The sequence below is a fragment of the Candidatus Sphingomonas colombiensis genome, assembly GCA_029202845.1.
Taxonomy (GTDB): Bacteria; Pseudomonadota; Alphaproteobacteria; order Sphingomonadales; family Sphingomonadaceae; genus Sphingomonas; species Sphingomonas colombiensis.
In genome coordinates this window covers 2,656,185-2,682,355 of the sequence record CP119315.1, presented here as the reverse complement: position 1 = coordinate 2,682,355, position 26,171 = coordinate 2,656,185, and the positions used below count along the sequence as shown (strand labels likewise).

28 protein-coding genes are annotated in these 26,171 nt (G+C 64.7%); 19 read left to right on the top strand and 9 right to left on the bottom strand.

The genetic code is table 11. From position 1 onward, the window contains the following. Positions 1 to 4 precede the first annotated feature (4 nt). A complete protein-coding gene (locus P0Y64_12890) occupies positions 5 to 649 on the bottom strand; it encodes a Tim44/TimA family putative adaptor protein (protein WEK42287.1) in 645 nt (214 codons plus the stop codon). 160 nt (positions 650 to 809) lie between these two features. Here P0Y64_12890 and secB point away from each other — a divergent pair, with 160 nt between their 5' ends. The 4 genes from secB to P0Y64_12870 all read left to right on the top strand — a co-directional run bounded on the left by secB (position 810) and on the right by P0Y64_12870 (position 4,455). Beyond that, on the top strand, positions 810 to 1,322 hold the full coding sequence (gene secB, locus P0Y64_12885; protein WEK42286.1) for a protein-export chaperone SecB: 513 nt from the start codon (positions 810 to 812) through the stop codon (positions 1,320 to 1,322). A 24-nt stretch (positions 1,323 to 1,346) separates the two neighbouring features. Continuing rightward, the gene (gene murJ / locus P0Y64_12880) at positions 1,347 to 2,906 is read left to right on the top strand and encodes a murein biosynthesis integral membrane protein MurJ (GenBank protein ID WEK42285.1); all 1,560 of its coding nucleotides are present in this window, start codon (positions 1,347 to 1,349) and stop codon (positions 2,904 to 2,906) included. A 17-nt stretch (positions 2,907 to 2,923) separates the two neighbouring features. Then, positions 2,924 to 3,931 carry a tryptophan--tRNA ligase gene (gene trpS, locus P0Y64_12875; protein WEK42284.1) on the top strand — a complete coding sequence of 336 codons (1,008 nt, stop codon included), beginning with the start codon at positions 2,924 to 2,926 and terminating at the stop codon, positions 3,929 to 3,931. A gap of 218 nt (positions 3,932 to 4,149) precedes the next feature. After that, positions 4,150 to 4,455, top strand: coding sequence for a PspC domain-containing protein (locus P0Y64_12870; GenBank protein WEK42283.1), 306 nt, complete (start codon positions 4,150 to 4,152; stop codon positions 4,453 to 4,455). A gap of 21 nt (positions 4,456 to 4,476) precedes the next feature. On the opposite strand, the gene dnaA is transcribed toward P0Y64_12870, so the two are convergent. From dnaA to mutM, 3 genes are all read right to left on the bottom strand, one after another. Continuing rightward, entirely contained in the window at positions 4,477 to 5,853 is a 1,377-nt protein-coding gene (gene dnaA / locus P0Y64_12865) for a chromosomal replication initiator protein DnaA (GenBank protein WEK42282.1), read from the bottom strand. 436 nt (positions 5,854 to 6,289) lie between these two features. After that, on the bottom strand, positions 6,290 to 6,553 hold the full coding sequence (gene rpsT / locus P0Y64_12860) for a 30S ribosomal protein S20 (protein ID WEK42281.1): 264 nt from the start codon (positions 6,551 to 6,553) through the stop codon (positions 6,290 to 6,292). A gap of 90 nt (positions 6,554 to 6,643) precedes the next feature. Then, the gene (gene mutM / locus P0Y64_12855; protein ID WEK42280.1) at positions 6,644 to 7,459 is read right to left on the bottom strand and encodes a bifunctional DNA-formamidopyrimidine glycosylase/DNA-(apurinic or apyrimidinic site) lyase; all 816 of its coding nucleotides are present in this window, start codon (positions 7,457 to 7,459) and stop codon (positions 6,644 to 6,646) included. 50 nt (positions 7,460 to 7,509) lie between these two features. Between mutM and P0Y64_12850 the strand changes: the two genes are divergently transcribed. From P0Y64_12850 to P0Y64_12815, 8 genes are all read left to right on the top strand, one after another. After that, entirely contained in the window at positions 7,510 to 8,241 is a 732-nt protein-coding gene (locus P0Y64_12850; protein WEK42279.1) for a class I SAM-dependent methyltransferase, read from the top strand. Continuing rightward, the gene (gene ubiB / locus P0Y64_12845) at positions 8,238 to 9,776 is read left to right on the top strand and encodes a 2-polyprenylphenol 6-hydroxylase (GenBank protein ID WEK42278.1); all 1,539 of its coding nucleotides are present in this window, start codon (positions 8,238 to 8,240) and stop codon (positions 9,774 to 9,776) included. Before P0Y64_12850 ends, ubiB begins: the two co-directional genes overlap by 4 nt. Continuing rightward, positions 9,776 to 10,897 (top strand): hypothetical protein, encoded by a 1,122-nt coding sequence (locus P0Y64_12840; protein ID WEK42277.1) that lies wholly within the window; start codon positions 9,776 to 9,778, stop codon positions 10,895 to 10,897. Before ubiB ends, P0Y64_12840 begins: the two co-directional genes overlap by 1 nt. A gap of 10 nt (positions 10,898 to 10,907) precedes the next feature. Further along, entirely contained in the window at positions 10,908 to 12,098 is a 1,191-nt protein-coding gene (gene coaBC / locus P0Y64_12835) for a bifunctional phosphopantothenoylcysteine decarboxylase/phosphopantothenate--cysteine ligase CoaBC (protein WEK42276.1), read from the top strand. Between the two features lie 58 nt (positions 12,099 to 12,156). Then, positions 12,157 to 12,603, top strand: a complete 447-nt coding sequence (gene dut, locus P0Y64_12830) for a dUTP diphosphatase (GenBank protein WEK42275.1) — start codon at positions 12,157 to 12,159, stop codon at positions 12,601 to 12,603. Beyond that, on the top strand, positions 12,600 to 13,001 hold the full coding sequence (locus P0Y64_12825; protein WEK42274.1) for a hypothetical protein: 402 nt from the start codon (positions 12,600 to 12,602) through the stop codon (positions 12,999 to 13,001). The genes dut and P0Y64_12825 overlap by 4 nt, the downstream gene beginning before the upstream one ends. Next, positions 12,998 to 13,756 (top strand): HesA/MoeB/ThiF family protein, encoded by a 759-nt coding sequence (locus P0Y64_12820; protein ID WEK42273.1) that lies wholly within the window; start codon positions 12,998 to 13,000, stop codon positions 13,754 to 13,756. Before P0Y64_12825 ends, P0Y64_12820 begins: the two co-directional genes overlap by 4 nt. A 98-nt stretch (positions 13,757 to 13,854) precedes the next feature. Further along, a complete protein-coding gene (locus tag P0Y64_12815) occupies positions 13,855 to 14,097 on the top strand; it encodes a hypothetical protein (protein ID WEK42272.1) in 243 nt (80 codons plus the stop codon). 211 nt (positions 14,098 to 14,308) lie between these two features. On the opposite strand, the gene P0Y64_12810 is transcribed toward P0Y64_12815, so the two are convergent. Both P0Y64_12810 and galU read right to left on the bottom strand, forming a co-directional pair. Next, positions 14,309 to 15,307, bottom strand: coding sequence for an SDR family NAD(P)-dependent oxidoreductase (locus P0Y64_12810; protein WEK42271.1), 999 nt, complete (start codon positions 15,305 to 15,307; stop codon positions 14,309 to 14,311). Continuing rightward, entirely contained in the window at positions 15,304 to 16,173 is an 870-nt protein-coding gene (galU, locus tag P0Y64_12805; protein ID WEK42270.1) for a UTP--glucose-1-phosphate uridylyltransferase GalU, read from the bottom strand. The genes P0Y64_12810 and galU overlap by 4 nt, the downstream gene beginning before the upstream one ends. 119 nt (positions 16,174 to 16,292) lie before the next feature. Between galU and wecB the strand changes: the two genes are divergently transcribed. From wecB to P0Y64_12790, 3 genes are all read left to right on the top strand, one after another. After that, positions 16,293 to 17,408 carry a UDP-N-acetylglucosamine 2-epimerase (non-hydrolyzing) gene (wecB, locus tag P0Y64_12800; protein WEK42269.1) on the top strand — a complete coding sequence of 372 codons (1,116 nt, stop codon included), beginning with the start codon at positions 16,293 to 16,295 and terminating at the stop codon, positions 17,406 to 17,408. Continuing rightward, entirely contained in the window at positions 17,395 to 18,693 is a 1,299-nt protein-coding gene (gene wecC, locus P0Y64_12795; protein WEK42268.1) for a UDP-N-acetyl-D-mannosamine dehydrogenase, read from the top strand. The genes wecB and wecC overlap by 14 nt, the downstream gene beginning before the upstream one ends. A gap of 112 nt (positions 18,694 to 18,805) precedes the next feature. Beyond that, complete coding sequence (locus P0Y64_12790) at positions 18,806 to 19,585, top strand: metallophosphoesterase family protein (GenBank protein ID WEK42267.1); 780 nt, start codon at positions 18,806 to 18,808, stop codon at positions 19,583 to 19,585. A 122-nt stretch (positions 19,586 to 19,707) separates the two neighbouring features. Here P0Y64_12790 and P0Y64_12785 read toward each other — a convergent pair whose 3' ends face one another. After that, positions 19,708 to 20,295, bottom strand: coding sequence for an FKBP-type peptidyl-prolyl cis-trans isomerase (locus P0Y64_12785; protein ID WEK42266.1), 588 nt, complete (start codon positions 20,293 to 20,295; stop codon positions 19,708 to 19,710). Positions 20,296 to 20,394: 99 nt separating this feature from the next. Continuing rightward, entirely contained in the window at positions 20,395 to 20,601 is a 207-nt protein-coding gene (rpsU, locus tag P0Y64_12780; GenBank protein WEK45047.1) for a 30S ribosomal protein S21, read from the bottom strand. A gap of 249 nt (positions 20,602 to 20,850) precedes the next feature. Between rpsU and P0Y64_12775 the strand changes: the two genes are divergently transcribed. The 4 genes from P0Y64_12775 to P0Y64_12760 all read left to right on the top strand — a co-directional run bounded on the left by P0Y64_12775 (position 20,851) and on the right by P0Y64_12760 (position 25,158). Beyond that, a complete protein-coding gene (locus tag P0Y64_12775; protein ID WEK42265.1) occupies positions 20,851 to 21,564 on the top strand; it encodes a response regulator in 714 nt (237 codons plus the stop codon). Then, positions 21,548 to 22,840 carry an ATP-binding protein gene (locus tag P0Y64_12770; GenBank protein WEK42264.1) on the top strand — a complete coding sequence of 431 codons (1,293 nt, stop codon included), beginning with the start codon at positions 21,548 to 21,550 and terminating at the stop codon, positions 22,838 to 22,840. Before P0Y64_12775 ends, P0Y64_12770 begins: the two co-directional genes overlap by 17 nt. A gap of 178 nt (positions 22,841 to 23,018) precedes the next feature. Then, complete coding sequence (gene cysS / locus P0Y64_12765) at positions 23,019 to 24,449, top strand: cysteine--tRNA ligase (GenBank protein WEK42263.1); 1,431 nt, start codon at positions 23,019 to 23,021, stop codon at positions 24,447 to 24,449. Positions 24,450 to 24,465: 16 nt separating this feature from the next. Next, the gene (locus P0Y64_12760; GenBank protein ID WEK42262.1) at positions 24,466 to 25,158 is read left to right on the top strand and encodes a M24 family metallopeptidase; all 693 of its coding nucleotides are present in this window, start codon (positions 24,466 to 24,468) and stop codon (positions 25,156 to 25,158) included. A gap of 10 nt (positions 25,159 to 25,168) precedes the next feature. On the opposite strand, the gene P0Y64_12755 is transcribed toward P0Y64_12760, so the two are convergent. After that, a complete protein-coding gene (locus tag P0Y64_12755) occupies positions 25,169 to 26,143 on the bottom strand; it encodes a M48 family metallopeptidase (GenBank protein ID WEK42261.1) in 975 nt (324 codons plus the stop codon). Positions 26,144 to 26,171 lie beyond the last annotated feature (28 nt).

Here is a 26,171-nt window from a genome sequence, read left to right as displayed (position 1 = left end):
CCCTTCAGGCTTCGTCGGTATCGGCGAGCTTCCAGTTCGGATCGCTGCTCTTCAGCGTCCGAACGAAGGTCCACACGTCATGCGTTTCGACCGCATCGCTGGTCGATCCGGCGACCACATGCCCATCGGCATCGCGGGTGACTGCGGCGATATCGGCGTCGAAGCGCACGGTAATGCGCGCGTCGCGGCCATCAAGCGCAGCGCCGACGATCGTCGCGCGCTCGATCGAGACCAGCCGGTTCTCCAGCACTTCGCCCGCCGCATTGCGTGCCGCGATCGAATCGATGAACGCCTGAGCCACATCAGGCTCGACCAGAGCGCTCAGCGCCCGCTCGTCGCCTCGCCAGAACGCTTCGAGAATCATGCGATAGGCGGCCTGCGATCCTTCAAGGAACCGCGCGACATCAAAGCCCGGTTCGCCGGAGACGATCGCGCGCAGGCCATTTTCGGCCGCGCCCTCGATCGGACGGACAGTCGTCTCGCGCACTTCCGGCGTCACATCGATCGCGCGTGGGAGCGAGGCCGCGGGAACGCGATCGTCCGCTGGCTTGGGCAACGGCTGCTCATGCCCGGTACGCTTCCCGAGCACCGAGTAGAGACGCAATGCCAAAAACCCGGCAACCATCGCTAGAAGGACTATATAGAACACTCGGCCTCCGATACGCTGAACGCACAACATAGGCGCGAAGCTCCCGCGATTCAATTTTTCGCGGCGTTGAAACGTCAAGATGCTGCTGCTAGGCGCGCGTTCACGGTTTTTCGGGCGCCTGATGTGCCCTTAACAGCTTTTTTCTGGGGATCGATACGAGATGGCCGAACAGGACAATGGCGTGACCACCGGCGGCGAACCGCTGCCTAATGGCGCCGACACGCTGCCGCAGGTGGGCCTGCTCTCGCAATATGTGAAGGATCTGTCGTTCGAAAACCCGAACGCCCCGGCGATCTATCAGAATCCGCAGGCGCCGGAAATCAACGTGCAGTTCGACATCGGATCGAATCAGGTCGCCGACGAAGTGCATGAAGTCGTCCTGAAGGTCGAGATTCGCGCCGAGAGCGCCGGCACCGTCGCCTTCATCGTCGAGCTTTCCTATGCCGGTCTCTTCGGGCTGCGCAATGTGCCGCTCGAAGCGGTACAGCCGTTCCTGCTCGGCGAAGGCCCGCGCCTGCTTTTCCCGTTCGCGCGCCGTGTGGTGGCCGATGCCGTTCGCGATGGCGGCTTCCCGCCGCTGCTGCTCGAGCCGGTCGATTTCAACGGCCTCTATCAGCAGCAGGCCGAAGCCCGCGCGCAGCAGGAAGCAGCGGGCAACGTCGGTAACGCCTGACGCCATCCCGCGTCGGTCGCGATCATGAATCTCACCCGTGCGCTCGGCTCGGTCGGCGGACTCACGCTGGCCAGCCGTGTGCTGGGGCTGGTGCGCGATTCGCTGTTCGCGCGCTTCGTCGGCGCCGGTTTCGCGTCGGACGCATTCCTGATCGCATTCCGGCTGCCGAATATGTTCCGCGCGCTGTTCGCGGAAGGCGCCTTCTCCGCCGCGTTCATCCCGATGTTCAACCACAAGGTCGCCAACCCGGAAGGGGGTGGCCTGAAGGACGGGGTGAGCTTCGCGGAGAACGCGCTGTCGGTGTTGCTCCCCGTCCTGATCGGCATGACCGTGCTGATGGAGCTCGCGGCATGGCCGGTGACATGGCTGCTGTCCGGTGGTTTTCATGAAGCGAACGGCGATCAGTTCGCTTTCGCCGTCCAGCTCGCGCGGATCACGTTTCCTTATCTGCTGCTGATCAGCCTCGTCTCGCTGCTCGGCGGCATCCTCAATTCGCTGCACCGCTTCTGGGTGGCCGCCGCCGCGCCGATCCTGCTCAACCTGACGCTGATCGTCGCGCTGTTGTTCTTCCACAATCACGAGCCGCTGTTCACCGCGCGCAATCAGGCGATCGCGGTGACCATATCGGGCGCGCTGCAATTGCTGTGGCTGATCTGGGCGTGCCGCCGCGCGGGCGTGCGCCTGCGCATCCGTCGCCCGACGCTCAACCCCGACGTGAAGAAGCTGCTGTCGCTGATCTGGCCAGCCGCCGCTGGCGCCGGCGCGGTGCAGATCAACCTCGTCATCTCAACCGCGCTCGCCGCCAGCCTGCTGTCGGCCGGATCGGTGAGCTACATTTATTTCGCGGACCGGCTGAACCAGCTTCCGCTCGGGCTGATCGGCATTGGCCTCGGCACGGTGCTGCTCCCCACCATCTCCTCGCAGCTTGGGCGCGGCGAGGCGGCGGCGGCGATGGAGACGCAGAACCGGGGCATGGAACTGGCGCTGTTCTTCACCCTCCCCGCCACGATCGCGCTCATCATCTGCGGCGAGCCGATCGTCGCGGCGCTGTTCCAGCACGGCAAGTTCAACCCCGCCGATACCGTCGCCACCGCGCAATCGCTCGCGGCCTTTTCGATCGGGCTGCCGAGCTACATCCTCGTGAAGGTGCTGACGCCAGGCTATTATGCGCGGCAGGATACAACGACGCCGGTGCGCTTCGCGACCATATCGATCGCGGTGAACCTCGTCCTTAACCTCGCCTTCATCCTGCCGCTCGGGCATATGGGGCCGCCGCTCGCCACCGCGCTGGCCTCCACCGTCAACGTGTGGATGCTGTGGCGTGAGCTTCGGCGGCGTGAGCATTTCATCCCCGATGCGCAACTGCGCCGACGGGCGTGGCGGCTGGCTGCGGCGGCGCTGCTGATGGGCGTTGTGATGTATTTCGCCAACGACCTGTTCCGCCCCTACACCACCGGGCCGAGCCTGGAGCGCTGGGGCGCGATGTTCGTGCTGGTAGCGGTTGGCGGGTTGGTTTACGTCGCCGCGACCTTCCTGTTCGGCGCGTTTCGGCTCGCCGACGCGCGAAGGCTGATCCGTCGATAAATCAGACAAGGGAAATCATGCGCGTCGTTTCCGGCATCAAGCCCACCGGCAATCTCCACCTCGGCAATTATCTCGGCGCGGTGAAGCAGTGGGTGGTGATGCAGAACGAGATTCAGGCTCAGGGCGGGGAGACGATGTATTTCATCGCCGATCTTCACGGCCTGACCGAGTGGATCGCCCCCGCAGACCTGACCGCCAATACGATCGAGATGACCGCCACTTTGGTCGCCGCCGGGATCGATCCCGAACGCTCGATCCTGTTCAACCAGACCCGCGTGCCGGCGCACAGCGAGCTGGCGTGGCTGCTCAACAATGTCGCACGGGTCGGCTGGCTCAACCGCATGACCCAGTTCAAGGATAAGGCCGGCAAAAACCGCGAGGGCGCCTCGGTCGGTCTCTATGACTATCCGGTGCTGATGGCGGCGGACGTGCTGCTCTATAACGCGACGCACGTGCCGGTGGGTGAGGATCAGAAACAGCATCTTGAGCTGGCGCGAGACATCGCCACCAAGTTCAACCTCGATTACGAGCGCGAGTTGTTCACCCTGCCCGAGCCGCTGGTGAGCAAGGAGGCGCCACGCATCATGAGCCTGCGCGATGCCTCGGCGAAAATGTCCAAATCCAATCCGTCGGCGCAGTCGGTGGTCAAGCTGATCGACGCGGATGACGTGATCGCCGACAAGTTCCGCAAGGCGAAGACCGATCCGGACGCGCTGCCGGATTCGTGGGAGGCGCTGGAGGGGCGGCCTGAAGCGCGCAACCTCGTCACCATCTTCGCCGCGCTGGCGGATCGCACGCCCGGCGATGTGGTTGCGGAATTCGCCGGCCAGGGATTCGGCCAGTTCAAGCCTGCGCTCGCTGATCTGGCGGTCGCCAAGCTCGGGCCGATCCGCGATGAGATGGTGCGCCTGCTGGACGATCGCGCGGCGATCGATGCGATCCTCGCACGCGGCGCGGAAAAGGCACGGGAACTGGCCGAGCCGATGCTGCGTGCCACGCAGCAGGCGATGGGCTTGCTTGCCTGAATGGATCGTCGCCGCTCGGCCCCTTGCGGATCGAGCGGCGACCCCAGGCCACGGCGAAAATCACCAACTATTGGCGACATTTTCGCGGGCGCCATCGTCTCCGCCACGCGCCTCCAAGAAATTTACATATATTTCAGCAATATACTTGATTGGCACGGCTCCTGCTTAGCAACCGGCATGATGTGGAGCATCGCTTCACAAGCCAACGGAGCCAATCAATGTCCGCCGATCACGCCGCCCCCGCCAACCAGAAAGCCGAGATTTTCGGGATCTGCCGTCGTCTCGGCGATGATTTCGGATTTCACCCGAATATTCTGCGCGTCGCGTTGGCGATCGGGCTGGTGTGGAGCATCGAAGGCGTCGCCTTCGCTTATGTCGCGATGGGTGTGATCGTGCTGCTCAGCCGGATGGTCGCGCCCGAACCCAAGCGCGCACCAGTCGCAGAGGCAAATGCCGCCACGACCTACACGCCCGTTTCCGAACAGAATAACGCGCCGGCTCCGGCGCTGTCGCAGGCGGCCTGAGCCCCCTGCCCGCCTGATGCGTCAGCCTTCGAGCTGATGCATCAGGGTGCGGACGGCGCCATCGATATCGTGGTCGCTGTCACGCAATTCCTCGATCCGCCGAACCGCATGGATCACCGTCGAGTGATCGCGCCCACCGAATTTCCGGCCGATCTCCGGCAATGAGCGCGTGGTGAGCCGCTTGGCCAGATACATTGCGATCTGGCGTGGACGTGCAACGGCGCGTGCGCGGCGCGCGGAAACCAGGTCGATCGGCTTCAGCTCGAAATGTACCGAGACCGCCTTCTGGATCTCATCGATCGTCACGCGGCGCTGGCCGCCGCGCAGCACGTCGCCGAGCACGCTGATCGCGAAATCGAGATCGATCGCGTCCCCGGTCAGCTGCGCATAGGCGACGACGCGGTTGAGCGCGCCTTCCAGTTCGCGAATGTTGCTGCGGATACGGCCGGCGAGCATGTCCAGCACTTCGCGTGGCACCCGTGCGTCCGGCAGATCGGCCAGCTTGCGATCGAGGATCGCGCGGCGCAGTTCGAGCGACGGCGCCTTGATGTCCGCGACCAGCCCGATCGCCATGCGGCCGACGATGCGCGATTCGATCCCGTCGAGCGCCTGCGGGCAACGATCGGCGGAAATCACCAGTCGTTTGCCCGCCGCCATGATCTCGTTGACGGTGTGGAAGAATTCTTCCTGCGTCGAATCCTTGCCGGCGATGAACTGAAGGTCGTCGATCAGCAGCAGATCGCAGCCACGCAGCCGCGCCTTGAACGCGAAAGTGTCGCGAGCACGCAGCGCCGAGACGAACTCGAACATGAAGCGCTCGGCCGACATGAACATCACGCGCGCGCCGGGCTGGGCGGCGAGGAATTCATGCGCGATGGCGTGCATCAGGTGGGTCTTGCCCTGCCCCGTGCCCGCATGGAGAAACAATGGGCTGAAACGCACCGGCCCCGGCGCGGCGAGCACGCGGGCGGCATTGAACGCCACTTTGTTCGACGTATCGACGACGAAGCGATCGAAGGTCAGTCGCGGATCGAGCGTCGGCCGATCGGCAGCCGCCGGGATCGGCGCGGGCGCTGGCGCGGACGCCGCTGCGGGGGCCTGCTCCACCGGCGCTGCGATCGGCGCGATCACCTCGGGCGCGGCAATCGCGCGCGCCGTTTCGATCGCCACGGTGCGCACGTCGGGCAGCACCGCGCGGAATTCGTGCAGCAGGCGATCCGCATAGTGATTGCGGACCCAGTTGGTCATGAATGCGGACGGCAGCGCCAGACGGATCGCGTCGGCATCCCCGGTCTCAACCAGCTCGATCGGCTTCAGCCATTGCTCGAACAGGCGCGCCCCGGCCGATTCGCGCAGGTTGGTGCGCACACGTGCCCAGGCACGGGCCGCGTCGCTCACCTGCTCAGAAGATCGACCATTGGATACCACGCACAAGTCTCCTGAGGCCGCGACGAGGGGGTCGCAGCCGTTTACCGAACCGTTACAAAAAGTCCCCCGAAGTGGTCCCCACCACGGTCGGAATACAACGCTGTCACATTGGGCGCGAGACGACCGTCATCGCGACGGAGCAAGGTTTAGGAACAAGCGGGTGAGTCGATCAAGACCGCGACCTGACACAATCCCGAAATAAACACGGTTGACTCGTGGCGGAGCACGCAAATCCGTCAAAAATCTCACAATCAACTGTAATATAAGGAATATTCATAACGTAGCCGAATCGGCCACTACGCGAATCGCGGGAAATCCATGACTCTTTGGTTACAGTTTCAGAAGACGACAAAAAGCCCGCCGAGAAACCCCGGCGGGCTTTTTGTCTGAAATCACCGAGCGGCGGTTAAGCCAGCGCGGCGACCCGCTTAGTCAGACGCGAGAACTTGCGGCTGGCGGTATTGCGATGGAGAACGCCACGGGCAACGCCACGCGCCATTTCCGGCTGCGCTTCGGCCAGCGCGACAACGGCGGTTGCCTTGTCGCCAGCGGCGAGCGCGGCTTCGACGCGCTTCACGAAGGTGCGGATACGGCCCACGCGGTTACCGTTGACTTCGGCCCGGCGCTGGTTGCGACGGATGCGCTTCTTCGCTTGCGGCGTGTTCGCCATTGACGTCCTCGAAATCTAGTCGATGAAAAAAGGGCGCCGGATTTCCCTTCGCCCTGGAAGCGGGCCCATTAGCGCGCAGTGCCGTCCCGGTCAACCACGCTGGCATACCGGGCACCAGAAGGTGGAGCGCCCGCCTTCCGCATATCGCTCCACCACGCCCCCGCAAGCGCACGCCAGCCCCTTTCGGCCGTAAACCGCGAACTGCTTGGAGAAATAGCCCAGCTCGCCATCGGGCTGCGCATAATCGCGCAGGCTCGATCCGCCTGCCTCGATCGCGGAGAGCAGCACGGCGCGAATCGCCTCCACCAGCCGGTTGAGCTTCACGCGCGACAAATCCCCCGCCGCCAGCGTCGGCGAGATATGCGCGAGATGCAGCGCCTCGCAGACATAGATATTGCCCAGCCCCGCGACGATTCGCTGATCGAGCAGCATCAACTTGATCGACGCGCGCCGCCCCGCGAGCACGCGATAGAGATAGGCACCGGTCAGCTCAGGCCCCAGCGGCTCCGGGCCAAGCGCGGCAAAGGCCGGAAAGGCGGCGAGCGCCTCGCTACGCCACAGATCGACCGAGCCGAATCGGCGCGGATCATTGAGCGCGATGCGCCGCCCGCTATCCGTCGCGATCAACAGATGATCGTGCAACAGCAGCTCGCCGGGATCGACGCGCCATTTGCCTGACATGCCAAGGTGGAAGATCAGCGTATCGCCACGATCGGTGTCGATCAGCCCGTATTTGGCGCGCCGCCCGAGCGCGATGACGCGCGCGCCGGTCATGCGCTGGCGCAGATCTTCCGGGAACGGGCGACGCAAATCGGCGCGCCGCGTCTCGATCGACGCGATCATCGCGCCTTCCAGCACCGGCGCGAGGCCGCGCACGGTAGTTTCTACCTCGGGAAGCTCTGGCATTGCGCTCTCCCCCTAGCCCGAGGCCACTGCCCCCGCTAGGGCTGCATTCCATGAGCGAAACCGTCTCCTTCGGCTATGAGGAAGTGGCACGCGAGGACAAGACCGCCCGCGTCGGCGGCGTCTTCACCAGCGTCGCCAGCCGCTATGATATTATGAACGATGCCATGTCGGCTGGCATGCATCGGCTGTGGAAGGATCGCTTCGTCCGGCGGGTGAAGCCGCGCACGGACGAGCAGATTCTCGACATGGCCGGTGGCACTGGCGATATCGCATTCCGGCTGGAGCGTTCCGGCGCGAGCGTGACGGTGGCCGATATCAACCCGGCGATGCTGGAAGTCGGCATGAAGCGCGCGCAGGAGCGTGGCATCGACGGCCTCGTCTGGACCGAGGCGAACGCCGAGACGCTCACCTTCCCGGATCGTTTCTTCGACGCCTACACCATCGCCTTCGGCATCCGTAACGTCACCGATATTCCGGCGGCGCTGCGTGAGGCGCATCGCGTGCTGCGACGTGGCGGACGCTTCTTCTGCCTCGAATTTTCGACCACGCAATGGCCGGGGTTCAAGGAAATCTACGACAGCTATTCGCATCATCTGGTGCCGCGCCTCGGCGAGTTGCTGGCGCATGACCGCGAGAGTTATCGTTACCTGATCGAATCGATCCGCCGATTCCCGGATATGCCGACGTTCGAGGCGATGATCCGCGACGCCGGCTTCACCCAGACGAAGGTCGAACCCCTGCTCGGCGGGCTGGTGGCGATCCACAGCGGCTGGAAGATTTGACCTCCGCCCTCGTCCATAGCTGGCGCCTCCTCAAATGGGGCCGCATCCTGGCGCGGCACGGTGCGCTGCGCGGGATCGAGCGCGATTCCAATACGCCGCCGCGCCTGCGCCGTATCCTGCGCGTCGCCCGGTTCGGCGCGCGCACCCCGGCGGTGCCGCACTATGCCGATGCGTTTCAGGCGATCGGCCCCGCCGCGATCAAGCTCGGCCAGACGCTCGCCACCCGCCCCGATCTGGTCGGCGAGGCGGCCGCGCATGATCTGCTTCGATTGCAGGATGCGGTGCCGCCGATTCCCTTCGCGGAAATCCGCCCGCAATTGCTCGCCAGCTTCGGCCGGCCGATCGAGCAGCTTTTCTCGAGCTTCGACGAGGTGCCGGTCGGCGCCGCCTCGATCGCGCAGGTCCATCGCGCGGTGACGACCGACGGGCGCGATGTGGCGGTGAAGGTGCTGCGCCCCGGCGTGGAACAGGAATTCGCCCGCGCGATCGAAACCTATGAATGGGCGGCGGCGCAGGTCGAGCCGATGGGCGGCGAACTCGCCCGGCTCCAGCCCCGCCTCGTGATCGAGACGTTCAAGCGCTGGACCGCGCGGGAACTGGATTTGCGGCGCGAGGCGGCATCCGCGTCCGAACTCGCCGAGGCGATGGCGGCCGAGCCGGACTATATCGTTCCCCAGGTCGATTGGCAGCGTACTACCGGCAAGGTGCTGACGATCGAGTGGATCGATGGCGTCAAGCTTTCCGATCGCGCCGCGTTGATCGAGCAGGGCTATGATCTTCCCGCGCTCGCCCGCACGCTCGTCCACGCCTTTCTGCGGCAGGCGATCGCGGAGGGCTTCTTCCACGCAGACATGCATCAGGGGAATCTGTTCGCGATCCCCGGCAACCGCATCGTCGCGATCGATTTCGGCATCATGGGCCGGATCGATCGCCGCGCGCGGATGTGGCTGGCGGAAATCCTCTATGGGCTGATCACCGGCAATTATCGCCGCGTCGCGGAAATCCATTTCGAGGCCGGCTACGTCCCCTCGCATCACAACGTCGCGGAATTCGCCACCGCGCTTCGAGCGGTGGGCGAGCCGATGCGCGGGCTGCCGGTCAAGGAAATGTCGATCGGGATGATGCTCGACGGGCTGTTCTCGATCACCCGCGATTTCGACATGGCCACGCAGCCGCATCTGCTGCTGCTTCAGAAGACGATGGTGATGGTGGAGGGCGTGGCCACCAGCCTCGATCCCGATATCAACATGTGGGACACCGCCGGCCCGGTAGTTGAGGAATGGATCCGCACCGAGTTGGGCCCCGAAGCGGCGGTCGCCGATCGACTGATCACCGATTTCCGCACCCTCGCCCGCCTGCCCGAACTGGTTCGCCGGATCGAGGAACGCTTTCCCGCCCCCGGCGGCGCGCCCCCCGCCCCGCCGCTGCGCGAGATCGAAGTGGTGCGCATCGGCGGCGGCTGGCGCTATGCGGTGGTCGCCGGGCTGGCGGCGATCGCCGGCGCGGGTGCTGCGCTGGCGGCGCTCCACTGGTGATGGCCACCGGCCGCACGCGCTCGCCGCTGTGGCTTGCGCGCGGATCGCGATTCGCCGGCTGGCCGCAGCGTCGCGCATGGTTCGCGCTGGCGCTGTTAGGCCTGCTCATCGCCCTGTCGCTCACCGCGCTCTCGTCCGCAGGGCCGCCCCTCGTGGATCGTGCCGCGCCGAGCAGCAACGATCGCGCCGATGTGTTGCTTTATGAATCGATCATCGACGCGGTGCGACATGGCGGCGACTATTATCTTGTAACCGCGCAGGCGCTGCGCGTCGGCAATTACCCGTTGCGCCCCTTCTTCACTTTCCGCCTGCCGACGCTGGCAGTGGTGGAGGCGCATTTGCCCCCCCGACTCGTCGTGCTGCTGCTCTACGCCCTTGCCGCTGCGGTCGTCGCCGTCTGGTATGTCCGGCTGCGTGGCGTCTTCACCCGACTACCGCCCCGAATAATCGCGACGATTCTGCTGGCCGGGAGCATGGCCGCGTTCGTGCAAGCCGATCTCGCCGTTTTTCACGAAGTTTGGGCCGGGTTGCTGATCGCGCTCAGTCTCGCCGCGCGACGGCCGGGACGCTGGATCGAATCCGTCGCGATCGCGCTGGCCGCGACGCTGATCCGCGAAACCGCAGCGCTCTATGTCGGGATGATGTTCCTGCTCGCGCTGCTGGAGGGGGAACGGCGCGAGGCGCTTGGCTGGTTTGTCGCCACACTGGTTCTAGCGGTGGTGGTGGCTTTTCATGCGCAGGCGGTTTCGGCGGTGGTGCGCCCATTCGATCCGACCTCGCCCGGCTGGGCGGGCATGCTCGGCTTTGGCTTCTTCGTGAAGACGATGGCACTGGCGACCGCGCTCAGCCTCTCGCCGCTCGCGATCGCCGCGCCGCTGGTCGCACTGGCGCTGTTCGGCTGGTCCGCCTGCCGCGATCCTTTTGCGCTGCGCGTTATCGTGACGCTAACAGGTTATGCGGTGCTGATCGGTTGTTTCGGGCGTGAAGACACCTTCTATTGGGGGCTATTGGTCGCGCCGCTGATCCTTCCCGGCCTGGCCTTCGTGCCCGATGGGCTGCGAGACCTGTTCGCACGTTCGCTGGAAACGCGGCGCATCACGGTGACGAGAGTGGTTCGATAGGGGTGATATGATGAAGCGCATCCTGCTGATCGTCGGCGGCGGCATCGCTGCCTACAAGGCGTGTGAGCTTGTCCGCCTGTTGCGCAAGGCCGGCCACGGCGTCCGCTGTGTGCTGACCGAAGGCGGCAGCCATTTCGTCACCCCGATGACGCTGGCGGCCTTGTCCGAGGACAAGGTCTATACGACGCTGTGGGATCTCAAAGACGAGGCGGAGATGGGTCACATCCAGCTCAGTCGCGAGGCCGATCTCGTGGTCGTCGCGCCCGCCACCGCCGATCTGCTCGCGCGGATGGCGGCGGGCATCGCAGACGATCTCGCCACCACGTTGTTGCTCGCAACCGACAAGCGGGTGCTCGTCGCCCCTGCGATGAACGTGCGCATGTGGCAGCATGCAGCAACCCGCCGCAACGTCGCCCAGCTTCGCGCGGACGGCGTTACGGTGATGACGCCCGACGAAGGCGCGATGGCGTGTGGCGAATTCGGCCCCGGCCGCCTGCCAGAGCCGGCAGCGATCGTCGACGCGATCGAAGCTCAGCTTGCGCCGCCATCCCCGCTAAATGCGATCCTCGCCGGGCACCATATCCTGGTTACCGCCGGGCCGACGCATGAGCCGATCGATCCGGTGCGCTACATCGCCAACCGCAGTTCGGGGAAACAGGGCTTCGCCATCGCCGGCGCGCTCGCGCGGCTAGGCGCGCGGGTGACGCTGATTGCCGGCCCCGTCGCATTGCCCACGCCGCGCGGCGTGGAGCGTATCGACGTGGAAACGGCGCGTGAGATGGCGGTGGCGGTCGATCGCGCTTTGCCCGCGGATGCGGCGGTGATGGTAGCGGCGGTGGCAGATTGGCGCGCGGAGGACGTCGCGGGGCAGAAGATCAAGAAGGCCGGCGGCGGCACGCCCACACTGCGCCTGGCGGAGAACCCGGATATCCTCGCCACGCTGGCGCAAAGCTCGCGTCGTCCACGCCTCGTCATCGGCTTCGCGGCGGAGACCGAGAATGTGCTCGATCACGCGATCGCCAAGCGCGCGCGCAAGGGTGCCGATTGGATCGTCGCCAATGACGTATCCGGGGACGTGATGGGCGGGGATGCCAATACGATCCATATCGTGACCGCCGATGGCGTGGAAAGCTGGGATCGGTTGCCCAAGGACGGTGTGGCGGATCGGCTGGCGGAGCGTATCGCTCAGGCTTTAGCCTGAAGGGATTGGGCATCCTGACCGGTGGCGAGCCGCCGCCGAGACGTTATATGGATGCCCGATGACCAATCCGATCTCAATTCAGCTGATGCGCCTGCCACATGGCGCCGACCTCCCCCTCCCCAGCTATGCCACCGCCGGTGCGGCGGGCATGGACGTGGTGGCGGCAGAGGATGTGACGCTCGCCGCGGGCGCGCGCCACGCGGTGGCGACCGGCTTCGCGATTGCCATTCCCGAAGGTTATGAGGTGCAGGTGCGCCCGCGATCAGGGCTCGCGCTCAACCATGGCGTTACCTGCCTCAATACCCCTGGCACGATCGACAGCGACTATCGCGGCGAGGTGAAGGTGATCCTCGCCAATCTCGGCGACACCGCCTTCGAAGTGACGCGCGGCCAGCGTATCGCGCAACTCGTCCCCGCGCCGGTGTTGCGTGCGGCCATGGTGGAAGTCGCGTCGCTCGACGATACCGCACGCGGCGTCGGCGGGTTCGGATCGACCGGGCGATGATCGCGTTCGCTGCCTTGGTTCTCGCGCTTCAGGCGGGGCCGCAGGAGGCGCCAGCGGGCGATATTCCCCCCGCGACCTGGAGCAAGTTGCCCGATCTGCCACTGATCCGGCGAACGGCTCTCGCGCCAGAGCTTTCCCGCTTCGTGCATGACGAGGTGGCCGCCGGCCGGTGCAACGCCGCGCAACCGGCCGCGGAGGGCTTCACGCTACACCTCGATCTGGCGTTGCTGGTGGATCACGCTGGCGAAATTCGGCGGATCCTTCCCCACGCGATCGGCTGCCCTACGGTCGAGCAATATTCAGCCGGCCTCGTTTCGCGAATGGCGCGCGCTAACGTCGCCCCGCCTGAAAATGAGACCTGGTATCGCACGAGCATCGACTTCTCGTGGAAGGAATGACGCTCGATCACGATGAACTGGCGCGGTATGCACGTCACATCGTCCTGCATGAAATCGGCGGTAGCGGCCAGTTGCGGCTGAAGCGCGCATCGGTTGCGCTGGTTGGCGTTGGCGGGATCGGTTCGCCAGCGATCCAATATCTGGCCGCGGCGGGCGTCGGCCGACTGATCCTCATCGACGATGATCGCGTCGAAGCATCCAATCTGCAACGGCAAACGATCTTTCGCACGGCGGATGTCGGAATGCCGAAGGTAACGGCTGCCGCCCGCGCCGCCGCTGAAATCAACCCACATGTCGTGATCGAGCAGCGCCCGATGCGGCTTGATGACCGCAACGCCGCAAAATTGCTCGCAGATGCGGCAGTGGTGATCGACGGCAGTGACAGCTTCGCGACGCGCCTCACGGTGGCCGACGCCGCGCTTGCCGCGCGTATCCCGCTCGTTTCGGCAGCGGTAGGGCAATTCGACGGGCAACTGGCGGTCTATCGCGGTTGGGAGGCGGACAAGCCGTGCTACCGCTGCCTTGTAGGCAATTCTCCCGCGCGAGAGGGAACTTCATGCGCCGAAGACGGCGTATTGGGCCCGATGGTCGGCATGATGGGCAGCCTCGCCGCACTGGAAGCGATTCGAGCAATCACCCGATTCGGCGCCGATTCGGCCGGCCTATTGCTGATCGCCGATCTGCTCAACTTTCGTTTCCGCTCGGTTCGACTTCAAAAAGACCCCGCCTGTCGTTGCACAATTACAACTCCGTGACGCGTTGCAGCGGAACTTTGTTAAGGAACGGGCTTTAGAGGCTTGCAAACGCCGGAGGTTGATGCAAATAAGCCCTCGGATCGGAAAGGGAGTTTACAATGCGTCTTGCTAAGTATTTTGCCGCCGCTGCTGCCGCGTCGCTCGCTGTTGCACCGGCTGTTGCCGCTTCGGCTAACCCGGCGTCGAGCCTCTCGGTTGGCCAGTCGCGCGCTGCGACCTCGACCTCGTCGAAGGACAAGGCTGCCGGTGGTGGCATCCTGATCGCCGTTCTCGCTGCTGCTGCCGTGATCGCCGGCATCGTCGTGATCGCCGACTCGAGCAACAACTCGAGCAGCAACTGATTCCTTCGGGAAATCGGAAGAAAGTAGCGGTCTTCGGGCCGCTATTTTTTTATCTGCGGTACGCGAACGCGGGCGATGATCCGCCTAACGGGCGCCGCCCACAGCTTCCTAAGCTGTATAAAACATATTGAATCTTTGGGTTTTTCGTCCGAACTCGCGCCGACACTCGGGGGCAGTCGGGCAGATCGACGCTGGATAGCTCAGCCTGCCGCTAGCAGCCGTATTGCGCCCGATACCAATCAACGAACCGACGAATCCCCTGCTCCACCGGCGTTGCCGGACTAAAGCCGAGATCGCGCGTCGAAGCCTCGATATCGGCATAGGTCGCCGAAACGTCCCCCGGCTGCATCGGATACATCTCCCGCATCGCCGCCCGCCCGCACGCCACTTCGATCGCCTCTATGAAGCGCGACAGTTCCTCCGCAGCACTATTCCCGAGATTGTAGAGCGCATGGGGCGTGACGCTTCCCCCCGGCTTGACTGCGCCATCATCAGCGGGCGGACGATCCAGCGCCGCGAGAACGCCGGCTACGATATCGTCGATATAGGTAAAATCACGCCGCATCGCGCCATTGTTGAAGACCTTGATCGGTCGCCCTTCAAGTATCGCCGACGTAAACAGCCATGGCGCCATATCCGGGCGACCCCACGGGCCGTAAACTGTAAAGAAACGTAAACCAGTCTGCGGAATGCGAAACAGATGCGCGTAGCTTTCGCTCAATAATTCATTCGATCTCTTCGTCGCCGCATAAAGCGATACCGGGTGATCGACGCGATCTTCGACACGGAACGGCAGATCGCGATTCCCGCCATAGACGGACGAGGAAGAGGCATAGACGAGATGCCGGACACCAAGCCCGCGTGCCAGTTCCAGCACGTTGACATGCCCCGCAAGATTGGAGCGAACATAGGCTCGCGGGTTTTCGAGCGAGTAGCGCACTCCAGCCTGCGCGGCGAGGTGAACGATGCGATCGACGCCCCGCCCCGCCACCGCCGTGTCGAGCGCGTCCGCATCGGCGATATCGCCGGTCACGAATTGGATCGCCCCGCCGAAGCGCTCGGCCAAATCCGCCAGCCGCGCGTGCTTGAGCGCGGGATCATAATAATCGTTGAGATTGTCGATCCCGACCACACGCTCACCGCGCGCAGCCAGCGCGCCGGCGACCGCATGGCCGATGAAACCGGCCATCCCGGTGACCAGAACGGTCAAGCGACCAGCTTCCGCGCGAAATCGCGGACGACCGGCCCAATATCCTCACGCGCTAGCGCGAGCGCCAGATTGGCCTGGATATATCCGGCCTTGTCGCCGCAATCATAGCGCTGGCCGTCGAACATCACGCTGTTGAACGGCTGGCTGCCGATCAGCTGCGCCATCGCATCGGTGAGCTGGATCTCGCCCCCGGCGCCCTTCACCGGCGTGTCCAGAATCCGCATCACTTCCGGCTGAAGGATATAACGCCCCGGAATCATCAGATTGGACGGCGCCGTGCCGATGGCCGGTTTCTCGACCAGCGCGGTAACCTCCACGACGCGGCCGTCGCGTTCGCCGGGGGAGATGATGCCATATTTGTCGGTCTGTTCGGGCGGGATTTCCAGCGCGCCGACCACGTTGCCACCGGTCCGCTGATAAACTTCTACCATCTGCGCGAGCAGACCGGGCGTACCCACCATCAATTCGTCCGGCAGGAGAACCGCGAACGGCTCGTCGCCAACGATTTCACGCGCGCACCACACGGCATGGCCAAGCCCCAATGGCTCCTGCTGCCGGATATAGACTGGCGATCCCGGTTTCTGCCGGATGCCCTCGATCGCGGCGAGCGACTTGCCGCGATCCTTGAGCGTCGCCTCCAGCTCGTATGAAATGTCGAAATGATCCTCGAGCGCGGACTTGCCGCGCCCGGTGACGAAGATGATCTGCTCGATCCCCGCCTCGATCGCCTCTTCCACCGCATATTGGATCAGCGGCTTGTCGACGACGGTCAACATCTCCTTCGGCATCGCCTTGGTCGCCGGAAGAAAGCGCGTGCCGAGCCCGGCCACTGGAAAAACGGCCTTGCGGAGTGGCTTGATCGTCATTCACTCGTCCCTGTTGCAGCGTTGCTGCCCTTATCCATCGACCGGCAACGAAACAATTCGCTTCCTTGGATGGCGGATGTTTAGCGCGTCCTTAAGGCACCGCGCATTAACGGATGCCCATGAAGATTCTGCTCATATTCGGGACACGCCCCGAAGCGATCAAGCTGTTCCCCGTCGTTCGTGCGCTGGCCGAGACGCCCGGCGTCACGCCACGCATCTGCGTTACCGCGCAGCATCGCGGCCTGCTCGATCAGGTGCTGACGATCGCCGGCCTGACCCCAGACATCGATCTTGACGTGATGGAGCCCGGCCAGACGCTAGACCGATTAACCGCGCGGTTGCTGACCGGTCTGGGCGAGGCGATGGACCGTGAGCAGCCTGATCGCGTGATCGTCCAGGGCGACACCGCGACCGCGATGGCCGGCGCTCTCGCCGCTTATTATCGCAAGATTCCAGTGGCGCATGTCGAGGCAGGGCTGCGATCGGGCAATATCTATCACCCCTGGCCGGAAGAGGTGAATCGCCGCATCGTCGCCCCGATCGCCGATCTGCATTTCGCGCCGACCGAAACCGCCGCTGAAGCGCTGCGGCGCGAAAACATCAGCGCCGGGGTTCACGTTACCGGCAATACGGTGATCGATGCGCTGCACTGGACGAGCGCGCGAATCGCCGCCGATCCGTCGCTCGCCGCCGGGCTGGATGGGATCGCGGCGCGTTTCGCGGGGAAAAAGATCGTCCTCGTCACCACGCATCGCCGGGAAAATTTCGGCGGGGGGATGGAGAATATCGCCCACGCCATCGCCGATATCGCCACGCGCGAAGATGTCGCGGTGCTGTTTCCGATGCATCCAAATCCCAATGTCGGCGCGGTGATGGACGCGATCCTTGGCGATCGTGCCAATATCGCCCGGATCGAACCGCTCGATTATCCGCATTTCATCCGGGCGCTCGGCCTGTGCCACATCGCGCTCAGCGATTCGGGCGGCGTGCAGGAGGAGGCGCCCGCGCTAGGCAAGCCCGTGCTGGTGATGCGCGATACTACAGAGCGCCCGGAGGGTATCGCGGCCGGCACCGCCCGGCTGGTCGGCACCGGGCGCGATCGCATCGTTTCCGAAGTCTTCACCCTTATCGACGACAAGGCCGCCTATTCCGCGATGGCGCGCGCCCACAACCCATTTGGCGACGGCCATGCGGCAGTACGGATTGCAGGGGTGATTGCCGATGGTGCCCGATAACGAGCTGAAGGTCGCCGTTCTCGGGCTTGGCTATATCGGCCTCCCGACAGCGGCAGTGATCGCGCGGACCGGCGCCAAAGTGGTTGGGATCGACGTCGATCGCTCGGTCGTCGAGACGGTCAATTCCGGCCATGTGCATATCGAAGAAGTCGATCTCGACGGGCTGGTTTCCGGTGTCGTCGCGCGCGGCAGCCTGCGCGCGTCGCTGGAGATCGAGCCGGCCGACGTGTTCGTCATCGCCGTCCCCACCCCTTTCGCCGCGAACCACGCGCCCGATATTGCCTATGTGCTGAAAGCCGCGACCACCATCGCTTCCGTGCTGAAGGCCGGGGATATTGTGATCCTCGAATCAACCTCTCCGGTGGGTACGACCGACCAGGTCCGCGATCTGCTCGCACAGCTCCGGCCAGATCTGAAGGTGCCGGGCACGTCGGCTGAGGCGGCCGATATCGCCATCGCTTATTGCCCGGAACGCGTATTGCCGGGCCGCATCCTCGTCGAGTTGATCGACAACGATCGCGTGATTGGCGGCATCACCCCGCGTTGCGCGCGCAAGGCGCTGACTTTCTATCGCCGCTTCGTGCGCGGCGCCTGCGTCACCACCAATGCGCGGGCGGCCGAGATGACCAAGCTCACCGAAAACGCCTTCCGCGATGTTAATATCGCCTTCGCAAACGAGCTGAGCATCGTTGCGGAGAAGATGGGCGTCGATGTTTGGGAAGTGATCCGGCTGGCCAACCGCCATCCGCGCGTAAACATCCTTCAGCCGGGGCCCGGCGTAGGCGGCCATTGCATCGCGGTCGATCCATGGTTTCTTGTCCACGCCGATCCGCAGAACACCCCGCTGATCCGCACGGCGCGCGAGGTGAATGACGGCAAGACCGATTGGGTAATCGCGCGCGCCACCGAATTGCTGGAGGCCTTGCCCGGCGTGCCGGTCGCCTGCCTTGGACTCGCCTTCAAGCCCAATATCGACGATTTCCGCGAAAGCCCGGCGGTGAAGGTGGCGGAGGCGCTGACGGCGCGCTTCGGATCACGAATCGCGGTGGTGGAGCCTTATGCCGCCGCCCTGCCGACGTCGCTCGCGGCGGCGGGAGCGCGGCTGATCGATATCGACAGCGCGATCGCGGATTGCCCGATCATGATCGTGCTGGTCGATCACGATATCTTCCGCTCGGTGCCGATCGAAGAGCGCGCGAGCAAGCATGTGCTGGATACGCGCGGCATCTGGGGGGACATGAACCTTGCGCAATTCGCGCCCGATCAACGGCGTCGCGCCGCCTGACACGGGCTGACCATCCACATAAACGCGGCCGAACGAAGCTGGCTGCCGCCGGATCGGCTTGAGCCTTGCGGTGACCGGCGTATAGCGACACCTTCCCTATAGTAGTATCCGCATGGTTCTTCGCCTTTTTCGCAAGCCTACCCCCTCGCCGATCCCCGAATCGCCGCGATTGCCGGCCGGGGTGCGCGTCTATGCGATCGGCGATATTCACGGTCGACTCGATTGCCTCGACGAATTGCTCGAAGCGATCGACCAGGATAGCGCGGGCTTTGCGGGCGAGGTACGGCTGATCTTCCTCGGAGATCTGATCGATCGCGGCCCGGAGTCGCGCGGCGTGGTGGAACGCGCCATGACGCTCGCCGCCTCCAGCCGGAACTGCGACTTCATCAAGGGCAATCATGAGGAGTTGCTGCTCCACGCCGCAGAAGGCGATCGCAGCGCATTATCGGTATTCCACCGCGCCGGTGGCCGCGAAACCGTGCTGAGCTATGGCGCGGGCGCGGACGAATATGATGCCTGCGATTTCGAACAACTCGCCGAATTGATCAAACGCGTCGTGCCGGCAGAGCATCTCGCCTTTCTCGATTCGTTCGGCCGTGGCGTCGCGCTGGGCGATTATCGCTTCGTCCATGCCGGGATGCGCCCCGGATTGCCCTTCGAAGATCAGAAAGATTCCGATCTTCGGTGGATTCGTCGCGAGTTCCTGAATCACGACGGCAGTTTCGACGGCATGGTCGTCCACGGCCACACGATCAGCGACGCGCCGGAATTCCGCCATAACCGGATCGGAATCGATACCGGCGCCTATGCCAGCGGCCGGCTCACCGCACTGGTGCTTGAGGGGCAGGAGCAACGGACGCTCGAATCCAGCGCCGCTATCGCCGCACACTGACTCCCGCGCCCGATTTAAGCATTTGCGGGAGGCGGCGGGCCCGCTTCCACCACCCGGAAAACACGAAGGGGAGGCCCGCGCCAGCGAGCCTCCCCTTCGGAAGATCGACCAGCCTTTAGAGCTTACTGATGCGCGTCAGGGCCTTGCGGCATAGCCCCCTGAGCGCCTGGAGCGCCTGGAGCGCCGCCGGCCGCGCCACCCATCTGCTGCTGCATCTGCATCTGGCGCAGCACCGCTTCAGGCAGGAAGTCGATCAGGTCGACATCGAACACCAGCACCGAATTGGCGGGGATCGGACCAGTCGCCTTGTCGCCATAGCCAAGCGACGGCTTGATCCAGAAGCGATACTTGGAACCCTTCGGCATCAGCTTCAGCCCTTCGCTGAAGCCCGGTACCACGCCCGTCACCGGGAACGGCGTCGGCTGCTGCGACTTATCGAAGGTGGTGCCGTTGAGCAGTTTGCCCTCATAATTCACCAGCACGACATCCGTGTCGGTCGGTTTTGCCCCCGTCCCTGGCGTAAGCACCTGATATTGCAGACCAGACGCCGTGGTAACGACGCCCTTCTGACGTGCATTGCGCGCCAGGAAATCGTCGCCCTGAAAGGCAAGCGCGGTCGCTGCGACCAGCGCGGCGATGATGCCGAGCACCAGCCACACGATATAGCTGCGCTTGACGGGCGGAATCGGGACGGCGGTGACGGTCGACATGTGAACCCTCAAGCATGAAGCGGGGCCGTGCCACGCACGCCCCCGTCGCGATTCGGAAAAAATCAGCGCCGGCCGATAACGGACGGCGCTGAAATCAACTTACCGTGCGCCGTCGCGCTCAGCGCGCTTGCGCTCCAGCTTGCGCGCACGACGGACGGCGGCAGCGCGCTCGCGCGCACGCTTTTCCGACGGCTTTTCGTAATGCCGACGCAGCTTCATCTCGCGATAGACGCCTTCACGCTGCAGCTTCTTCTTGAGCGCCCGCAGCGCCTGGTCGACGTTATTGTCGCGAACGATGATTTGCATAAACCCGCACTTCTCCGAATCCGTTGGCACACGCCAAATAGCCAAGTCGGCGTCGAACATGGTTCGCGCCGTGAACGGTGGCCCCCTATCAGCGCGTCACCGCGAAGGCAAGTTGGACAGCATGTTATTGCCGCCACCTGTTGCGCCGCCGTCACGACGATCGCCCGATCGTCCGAATATTACAATGCTGAAACCTTGGCGATACGTGGCTCGCCTAATCGTCAGCTCATGCTAAATGCTGCCGCAGAGATGGATCTGGAAACCCGCCTGCTGATCGTTGACGACGATCCCGGCATCCGCGAGCTGGTCGCGGGGTTCCTCACTTCGCATGGCTATGTTGTGGACACCGCTGCCGATGGCACCGAAATGCGCCGTCTGCTCGCCATCGGAAGCTATGCACTGATCGTGCTCGACGTCATGATGCCGGGCGAAGACGGGTTGTCGATCCTGCGTTCGCTCGATCGCGCCAGTTCGCCGGCAGTGATCATCCTATCGGTGATCGGTGAGGAGATCGATCGGATCGTCGGGCTGGAAATGGGCGCGGACGATTATGTCGCAAAGCCCGCCAATCCCCGCGAACTGCTCGCGCGCATCCGATCCGTGCTGCGGCGCAATCAGGGCGGAGCGCGCGCGATACCCGGCGAGCGCCCGCACCTCCGCTTCGCGGGCTGGCGACTCGATCCCGTCGGGCGGCAATTGATCGATCCCGAAGATGTCGTGATCAATCTTTCCGATGGCGAATTCCGCCTGCTGCTCGCGTTCGTCGAACATCCCCGGCGCGTGTTGACGCGGGATCAGTTGCTCGATCTCTCGCGCGGGGTGAATGCGGAGCATTTCGATCGCGCGATCGACGTGCAGATCAGCCGGCTGCGGCGCAAGCTCTCTCGCGATGACAATGACGAACTGATCCGCACGGTGCGTAACGAAGGTTATATGTTCACGGTCGATGTCGAGCCTCGCTGAACGCCGCGCTGTGCGGTCGATCGCCGCGCCGATTGTCGTACTGGTGCTCGGCGCGGTGGTGCTGACGGCGGTGGTGCTGTTTGCCGTCACCTTCAACGGGCCGCCGCCGAAGGACCCGCCGCGCGGCATCGCCAGCATCGCCTTCGCCTTGCGCACCGGCCGTCAACCCGGCGACCCCGGTCCGCCACTGCGCATCTACACCGCCGATCGGGCCCCCATCCCGATGGGGCCGCAGCATGTGGATGCGGATGCTGCCCGGCGTCTCGCCCATGCGCTGCATGTGCCGCATGAGGATGTCGTGGCCCTGATCGTGCGCACCCCGCGCGGCATCCCCAGCGCGTTTGTCGGCGGCTTCGCCTTCGGCTGGCGGACGCCCGGCGGCTGGCGGATCGTGGAAGGACGCACAGGGCCGCGCTTCAGCAACTGGCACAGCCGCACCCTGGTGGCGATGTCGATCACCGTGCTGCTGCTATCGATTCCGGCTTGGTGGATCGCGCGCGTCATCTCCAGCCCGCTGCGCCGGCTTGCGAACGCGGCGGATCAGGCACGAGCCGGGGCGGCACCACCGGCATTTCCCACCGACGGGCCAGCCGAGGTGCGCGCGCTGACCACCGCCGTCTCCGACATGCACGATCGTCTCGCGCGTCATGCCGAACAGCGCACGGCGATGCTGGCGGCGATCGCGCATGACATGGGAACCCCGCTGTCGCGCCTCGCTTTCTGGATCGAGCAATTGCCGGACGATGCGCGGGATCGGGCATCCGCCGATATCGACGAGATGCGCGCGATGATCTCCGACACGCTGGGCTTCGCGCGCGACGAGGCGGGAGAGCGCGATGCCACGCTGGTTGAGCTTGGCAGCCTGCTCGATAGCGTGGTGGAGGATATGAGCGTCGGCGGCGCGGCCGTCTCGCTTGCGCCAGGGCCGCGCGCCGTGGTGCGCGGCGATCCGCGCGCGTTGCGCCGTGTGTTCGCGAACCTGATCGGCAATGCGATTCGCTATGGCGGAGCGGCGCGGCTGAACTGGTCGGTGGCCGATGCGGAGGCGACGATTCACATCGAGGATGACGGCCCCGGCATCGATCCCACGCAGGCCGAGCGACTGTTCGATCCGTTCGTGCGTGGCGACCCCTCCCGCAACCGCGCTACCGGCGGCACCGGGCTGGGGCTGGCGATCGCCCGCGCGATCGTCATTCGCCACGAAGGGCATGTCTCGCTCGCCAATCGCGACTGCGGCGGCGCGATCGCGACCGTCACGCTGCCGCTCGCGCGCTGAAACACGCTGAAACATTTGGGCCGTTCATTGAAATATGCCGGTGATGTCGCAGCCTGAATAGGCCAGCGACAGCTTCTGGCGGTTTCCGCCACCACGAACGGCAGGGCGCTCGCGCCACGCCTGCCCCCGCCAGACTCCCGGCTGGCGGGGGCTTTGATTGCCCGCTAGGAGTGCCGCCATGCATGGCGCCCCGCTCTCCCTATACAATAGCCTGACCCGCAACCTTGAGGCGTTCACGCCGATCGCCGCGCCGCAGGTGGGCGTCTATTCGTGCGGGCCGACCGTTTATAATTATGCCCATGTCGGCAATCTGCGCGCCTATGTCTTCACCGACACGCTGGCGCGCACGCTGCGCTGGAAGGGCTATGACCTCACCCATATCATCAACATCACCGATGTCGGCCACCTGACCTCCGACGCCGATGCCGGCGACGACAAGATGGAAGCGGCGGCGAAGAAATCCGGGCAGGATATCTGGGCGATCGCCGCGCATTATACGCAGGCGTTCAAACAGAACCTGCGCGACCTCAACATCGGCGACCCGACACGCTTTCCGCTTGCCACCGATCATATCGTCGAAATGGTCGAGTTCGCGAAAGCGATCGAGGCGAAGCATTGCTACCAGCTTGAGAGCGGGCTCTATTTCGACGTCTCCACCGTGCCCGATTACGGCCGCCTCGCCCGCGCGCGCGATGATGAGGGTGAAGGGCGGATCGATCCGGTCTCGGGAAAGCGCCATCCGCAGGATTTCGCCATCTGGCGCACGTCGCCTCCCGGCGAGAACCGGCAGATGGAATGGGATTCGCCCTGGGGTCGCGGCGCGCCGGGCTGGCACCTCGAATGCTCGGTGATGAGCAAGAAATATCTCGGCGCCCAATTCGATATCCACACCGGCGGGATCGATCATCGCGAAATCCACCATCCCAATGAGATCGCGCAAAATCAGGCGCATTGCGACTGCGCCGACACCGGCGCGCAAATGTGGATGCACAATAATTTTCTCGTCGAGCGCGCGGGGAAGATGAGCAAATCATCGGGCGAGTTCCTGACGCTTGCCGCGCTGGTCGATCGCGGTTTTCACCCGCTCGCCTATCGGATGCTGTGCCTTCAGGCACATTATCGCAGCGAGCTGGAATTCTCGTGGGAGAATCTCGCTGCCGCACAGGTACGGCTGAAGCGGTTGGTGCAGGCAGTGGAGGGGTTGCGCGCGCGCCCGGCCGCGCCGTCCGCGCAAACGGCCGACGGCTATCGCGAGCAGCTCGATGCGGCTTTGTCGGACGATCTCAATACGCCCAAGGCGCTTCCGGTGCTCGACGCAATGCTCGCGGATCGCAAGATCGCGCCGCAAGAGCGGTTGCTGGCGCTGGCCGATTTTGACGCGCTGCTCGGCCTCAATCTGTCGCGGTTGCGGCGAGAAGACCTGCGTGTTCGCCCTGCGAGCGCGACAATCGACGAACCCGCCATCGCCGCGTGCCTTGGTGAACGACGTGAAGCGCGCGCGGCGAAGGATTTCGCCCGCTCCGACGCGATCCGCGACGAGTTGATCGCGGCCGGCGTGGAGGTGATGGATGGCGACGCGTTGGCGTGGGACTGGCGGCTGACGATTTAACACGAGGCCAGAAAACGTGGATTCCGAACAGATCAGGCTCGAACGGCTCGTGGATGCTGAGCAAAAGGCGTTCGCGTTACTCGCGCTCATCGAAACATCGGGCATCGTGGCCGCCGGACGAACCGAACGCGAGGTCGAGCAGGATATTTACGCGTTGGCGCAGCGCGAATTCGGCGTCGAGAAACATTGGCACAAGCGGATCGCCCGCGCCGGCATCAACACGCTGTGCGTCGCCGCCGATAACCCGCCCGTGCGAATGATCGAGGCTGACGATATTGTTTATCTCGATCTCGGCCCGGTGTTCGAGGAATGGGAAGCCGATGTCGGGCGCAGCTATGCGATCGGCGCCGATCCGCGAAAACACGCGCTATGCCGCGAATTGCCGATCCAGTTCGACAAGGTGCGCGAACGCTTCCTGCGCGATCCGGAAATCAGCGGGACGGCGCTTTACGATTATGCCTGCCAATCTGCCGAGGAAGTAGGATGGCGCTTCGGCGGACGCATCGCCGGGCATGTAGTCGGCGAATTTCCGCATGCGCGGATGCCGGGGCCGAAGGAGCGAAATCGCATCGCCCCAAGCAATCCCGAGCCGCTGCGCGCGCTCGACCTGGAGGGCCGACAGCGCTATTGGATATTGGAAATCCACCTCGTCGACCGCGAGGAAGCGTTCGGAGGTTTCTACGAACGTCTCCTCCTCGACCATCCCTGATCTTTCCACCTCATCGCATCGCCTGATCGCGTTCTCCAAGCAGCGCGGGAATCGACGGGCGCGGCGGACCGGTGACGAGCGTCGCGGCTTCAGCCTCCATCGCCGCCGCCCGCACCCTGGTCGCCGGATGGGTGCGGCTGCGGAACAGGCCGCCGTCGATATCGCCGCCGTGCGCTCGCCAGAAACGCGCCGCCGACGTCGGGTCGTAACCGGCATTATAGAGCAGATGGATGCTCAGCCGATCCGCCTCTTCTTCGGCGCGTTGCGAGAGGCGCGCGTTACGGCCGAGCTCGCCGAACAGCCCCCCCTTCACCCCTGCCGCCTCCAGTCTGGCGCGATGTTTCATGACGATATGCGCAAGTTCATGCGCGGCAATCACCGCGACATCTTCGTCGCGATAGCGTTCGAAGAAACGCACCCCGACCTGCACCACTTTACCATCCGACTGGGCGGTCATTTCCGGGCCGAGCACCACCTCGAACGTCGCCGCGCATCCCGGCAACGCCGCAACCTCCACCACTCGCTCGGCACCAGCCCGCATCACATCGAAGCGCACTCGCATCCCACCACGAGCAATCGCGGCGAGCGCGGCATCACGATCGGCGACCGACGATGGCGTCGCGCTCGCGGCGATCACCTCGCCATCCACTGCGGCAATGCCGTCGTTCGGCTGAAGGCCCGCGCGCGCGGCAGGCGAATCCGCGACCACCGCCTCCACCGCGACCGGCGCGGCAAAGCCGAAGGCCTGCCGCGCGGCGGCTTCGCTCGCCCGGTCATATTGCGTGATCGCGTGCAATAACGCGCCGGTTATCGGGGTTTGCCGATCGCATAATGCGGCATTGGCGGTCGCCAGCCGGTAGCCGATCGTGCCCAGCCTGAGGTCGATCGCGCGCAACGCCTCAAGGCTGTCGACCGACAGGCCGGCAGGGGCTGCGGCAGTCAGCGCGATCGGCAGAAGGGCGGCGGCGACACGAAACTTGCTCACGACCGTAACGATAGGCGGAAGCCGATCG

Bases quoted from the DNA above. Each gene is read 5' to 3' on its own strand.
- P0Y64_12870 (WEK42283.1), top strand. From the start codon at position 4,150: ATGTCCGCCGATCACGCCGCCCCCGCCAACCAGAAAGCCGAGATTTTC.
- P0Y64_12850 (WEK42279.1), top strand. From the start codon at position 7,510: ATGAGCGAAACCGTCTCCTTCGGCTATGAGGAAGTGGCACGCGAGGAC.
- rpsT (WEK42281.1), bottom strand. From the start codon at position 6,553: ATGGCGAACACGCCGCAAGCGAAGAAGCGCATCCGTCGCAACCAGCGC.
- P0Y64_12785 (WEK42266.1), bottom strand. From the start codon at position 20,295: ATGTCGACCGTCACCGCCGTCCCGATTCCGCCCGTCAAGCGCAGCTAT.
- cysS (WEK42263.1), top strand. From the start codon at position 23,019: ATGCATGGCGCCCCGCTCTCCCTATACAATAGCCTGACCCGCAACCTT.
- P0Y64_12775 (WEK42265.1), top strand. From the start codon at position 20,851: ATGGATCTGGAAACCCGCCTGCTGATCGTTGACGACGATCCCGGCATC.
- P0Y64_12815 (WEK42272.1), top strand. From the start codon at position 13,855: ATGCGTCTTGCTAAGTATTTTGCCGCCGCTGCTGCCGCGTCGCTCGCT.
- mutM (WEK42280.1), bottom strand. From the start codon at position 7,459: ATGCCAGAGCTTCCCGAGGTAGAAACTACCGTGCGCGGCCTCGCGCCG.
- P0Y64_12820 (WEK42273.1), top strand. From the start codon at position 12,998: ATGACGCTCGATCACGATGAACTGGCGCGGTATGCACGTCACATCGTC.
- P0Y64_12790 (WEK42267.1), top strand. From the start codon at position 18,806: ATGGTTCTTCGCCTTTTTCGCAAGCCTACCCCCTCGCCGATCCCCGAA.
- wecC (WEK42268.1), top strand. From the start codon at position 17,395: ATGGTGCCCGATAACGAGCTGAAGGTCGCCGTTCTCGGGCTTGGCTAT.
- P0Y64_12770 (WEK42264.1), top strand. From the start codon at position 21,548: ATGTCGAGCCTCGCTGAACGCCGCGCTGTGCGGTCGATCGCCGCGCCG.
- wecB (WEK42269.1), top strand. From the start codon at position 16,293: ATGAAGATTCTGCTCATATTCGGGACACGCCCCGAAGCGATCAAGCTG.
- dut (WEK42275.1), top strand. From the start codon at position 12,157: ATGACCAATCCGATCTCAATTCAGCTGATGCGCCTGCCACATGGCGCC.
- galU (WEK42270.1), bottom strand. From the start codon at position 16,173: ATGACGATCAAGCCACTCCGCAAGGCCGTTTTTCCAGTGGCCGGGCTC.
- secB (WEK42286.1), top strand. From the start codon at position 810: ATGGCCGAACAGGACAATGGCGTGACCACCGGCGGCGAACCGCTGCCT.
- trpS (WEK42284.1), top strand. From the start codon at position 2,924: ATGCGCGTCGTTTCCGGCATCAAGCCCACCGGCAATCTCCACCTCGGC.
- P0Y64_12840 (WEK42277.1), top strand. From the start codon at position 9,776: ATGGCCACCGGCCGCACGCGCTCGCCGCTGTGGCTTGCGCGCGGATCG.
- P0Y64_12825 (WEK42274.1), top strand. From the start codon at position 12,600: ATGATCGCGTTCGCTGCCTTGGTTCTCGCGCTTCAGGCGGGGCCGCAG.
- murJ (WEK42285.1), top strand. From the start codon at position 1,347: ATGAATCTCACCCGTGCGCTCGGCTCGGTCGGCGGACTCACGCTGGCC.
- rpsU (WEK45047.1), bottom strand. From the start codon at position 20,601: ATGCAAATCATCGTTCGCGACAATAACGTCGACCAGGCGCTGCGGGCG.
- coaBC (WEK42276.1), top strand. From the start codon at position 10,908: ATGAAGCGCATCCTGCTGATCGTCGGCGGCGGCATCGCTGCCTACAAG.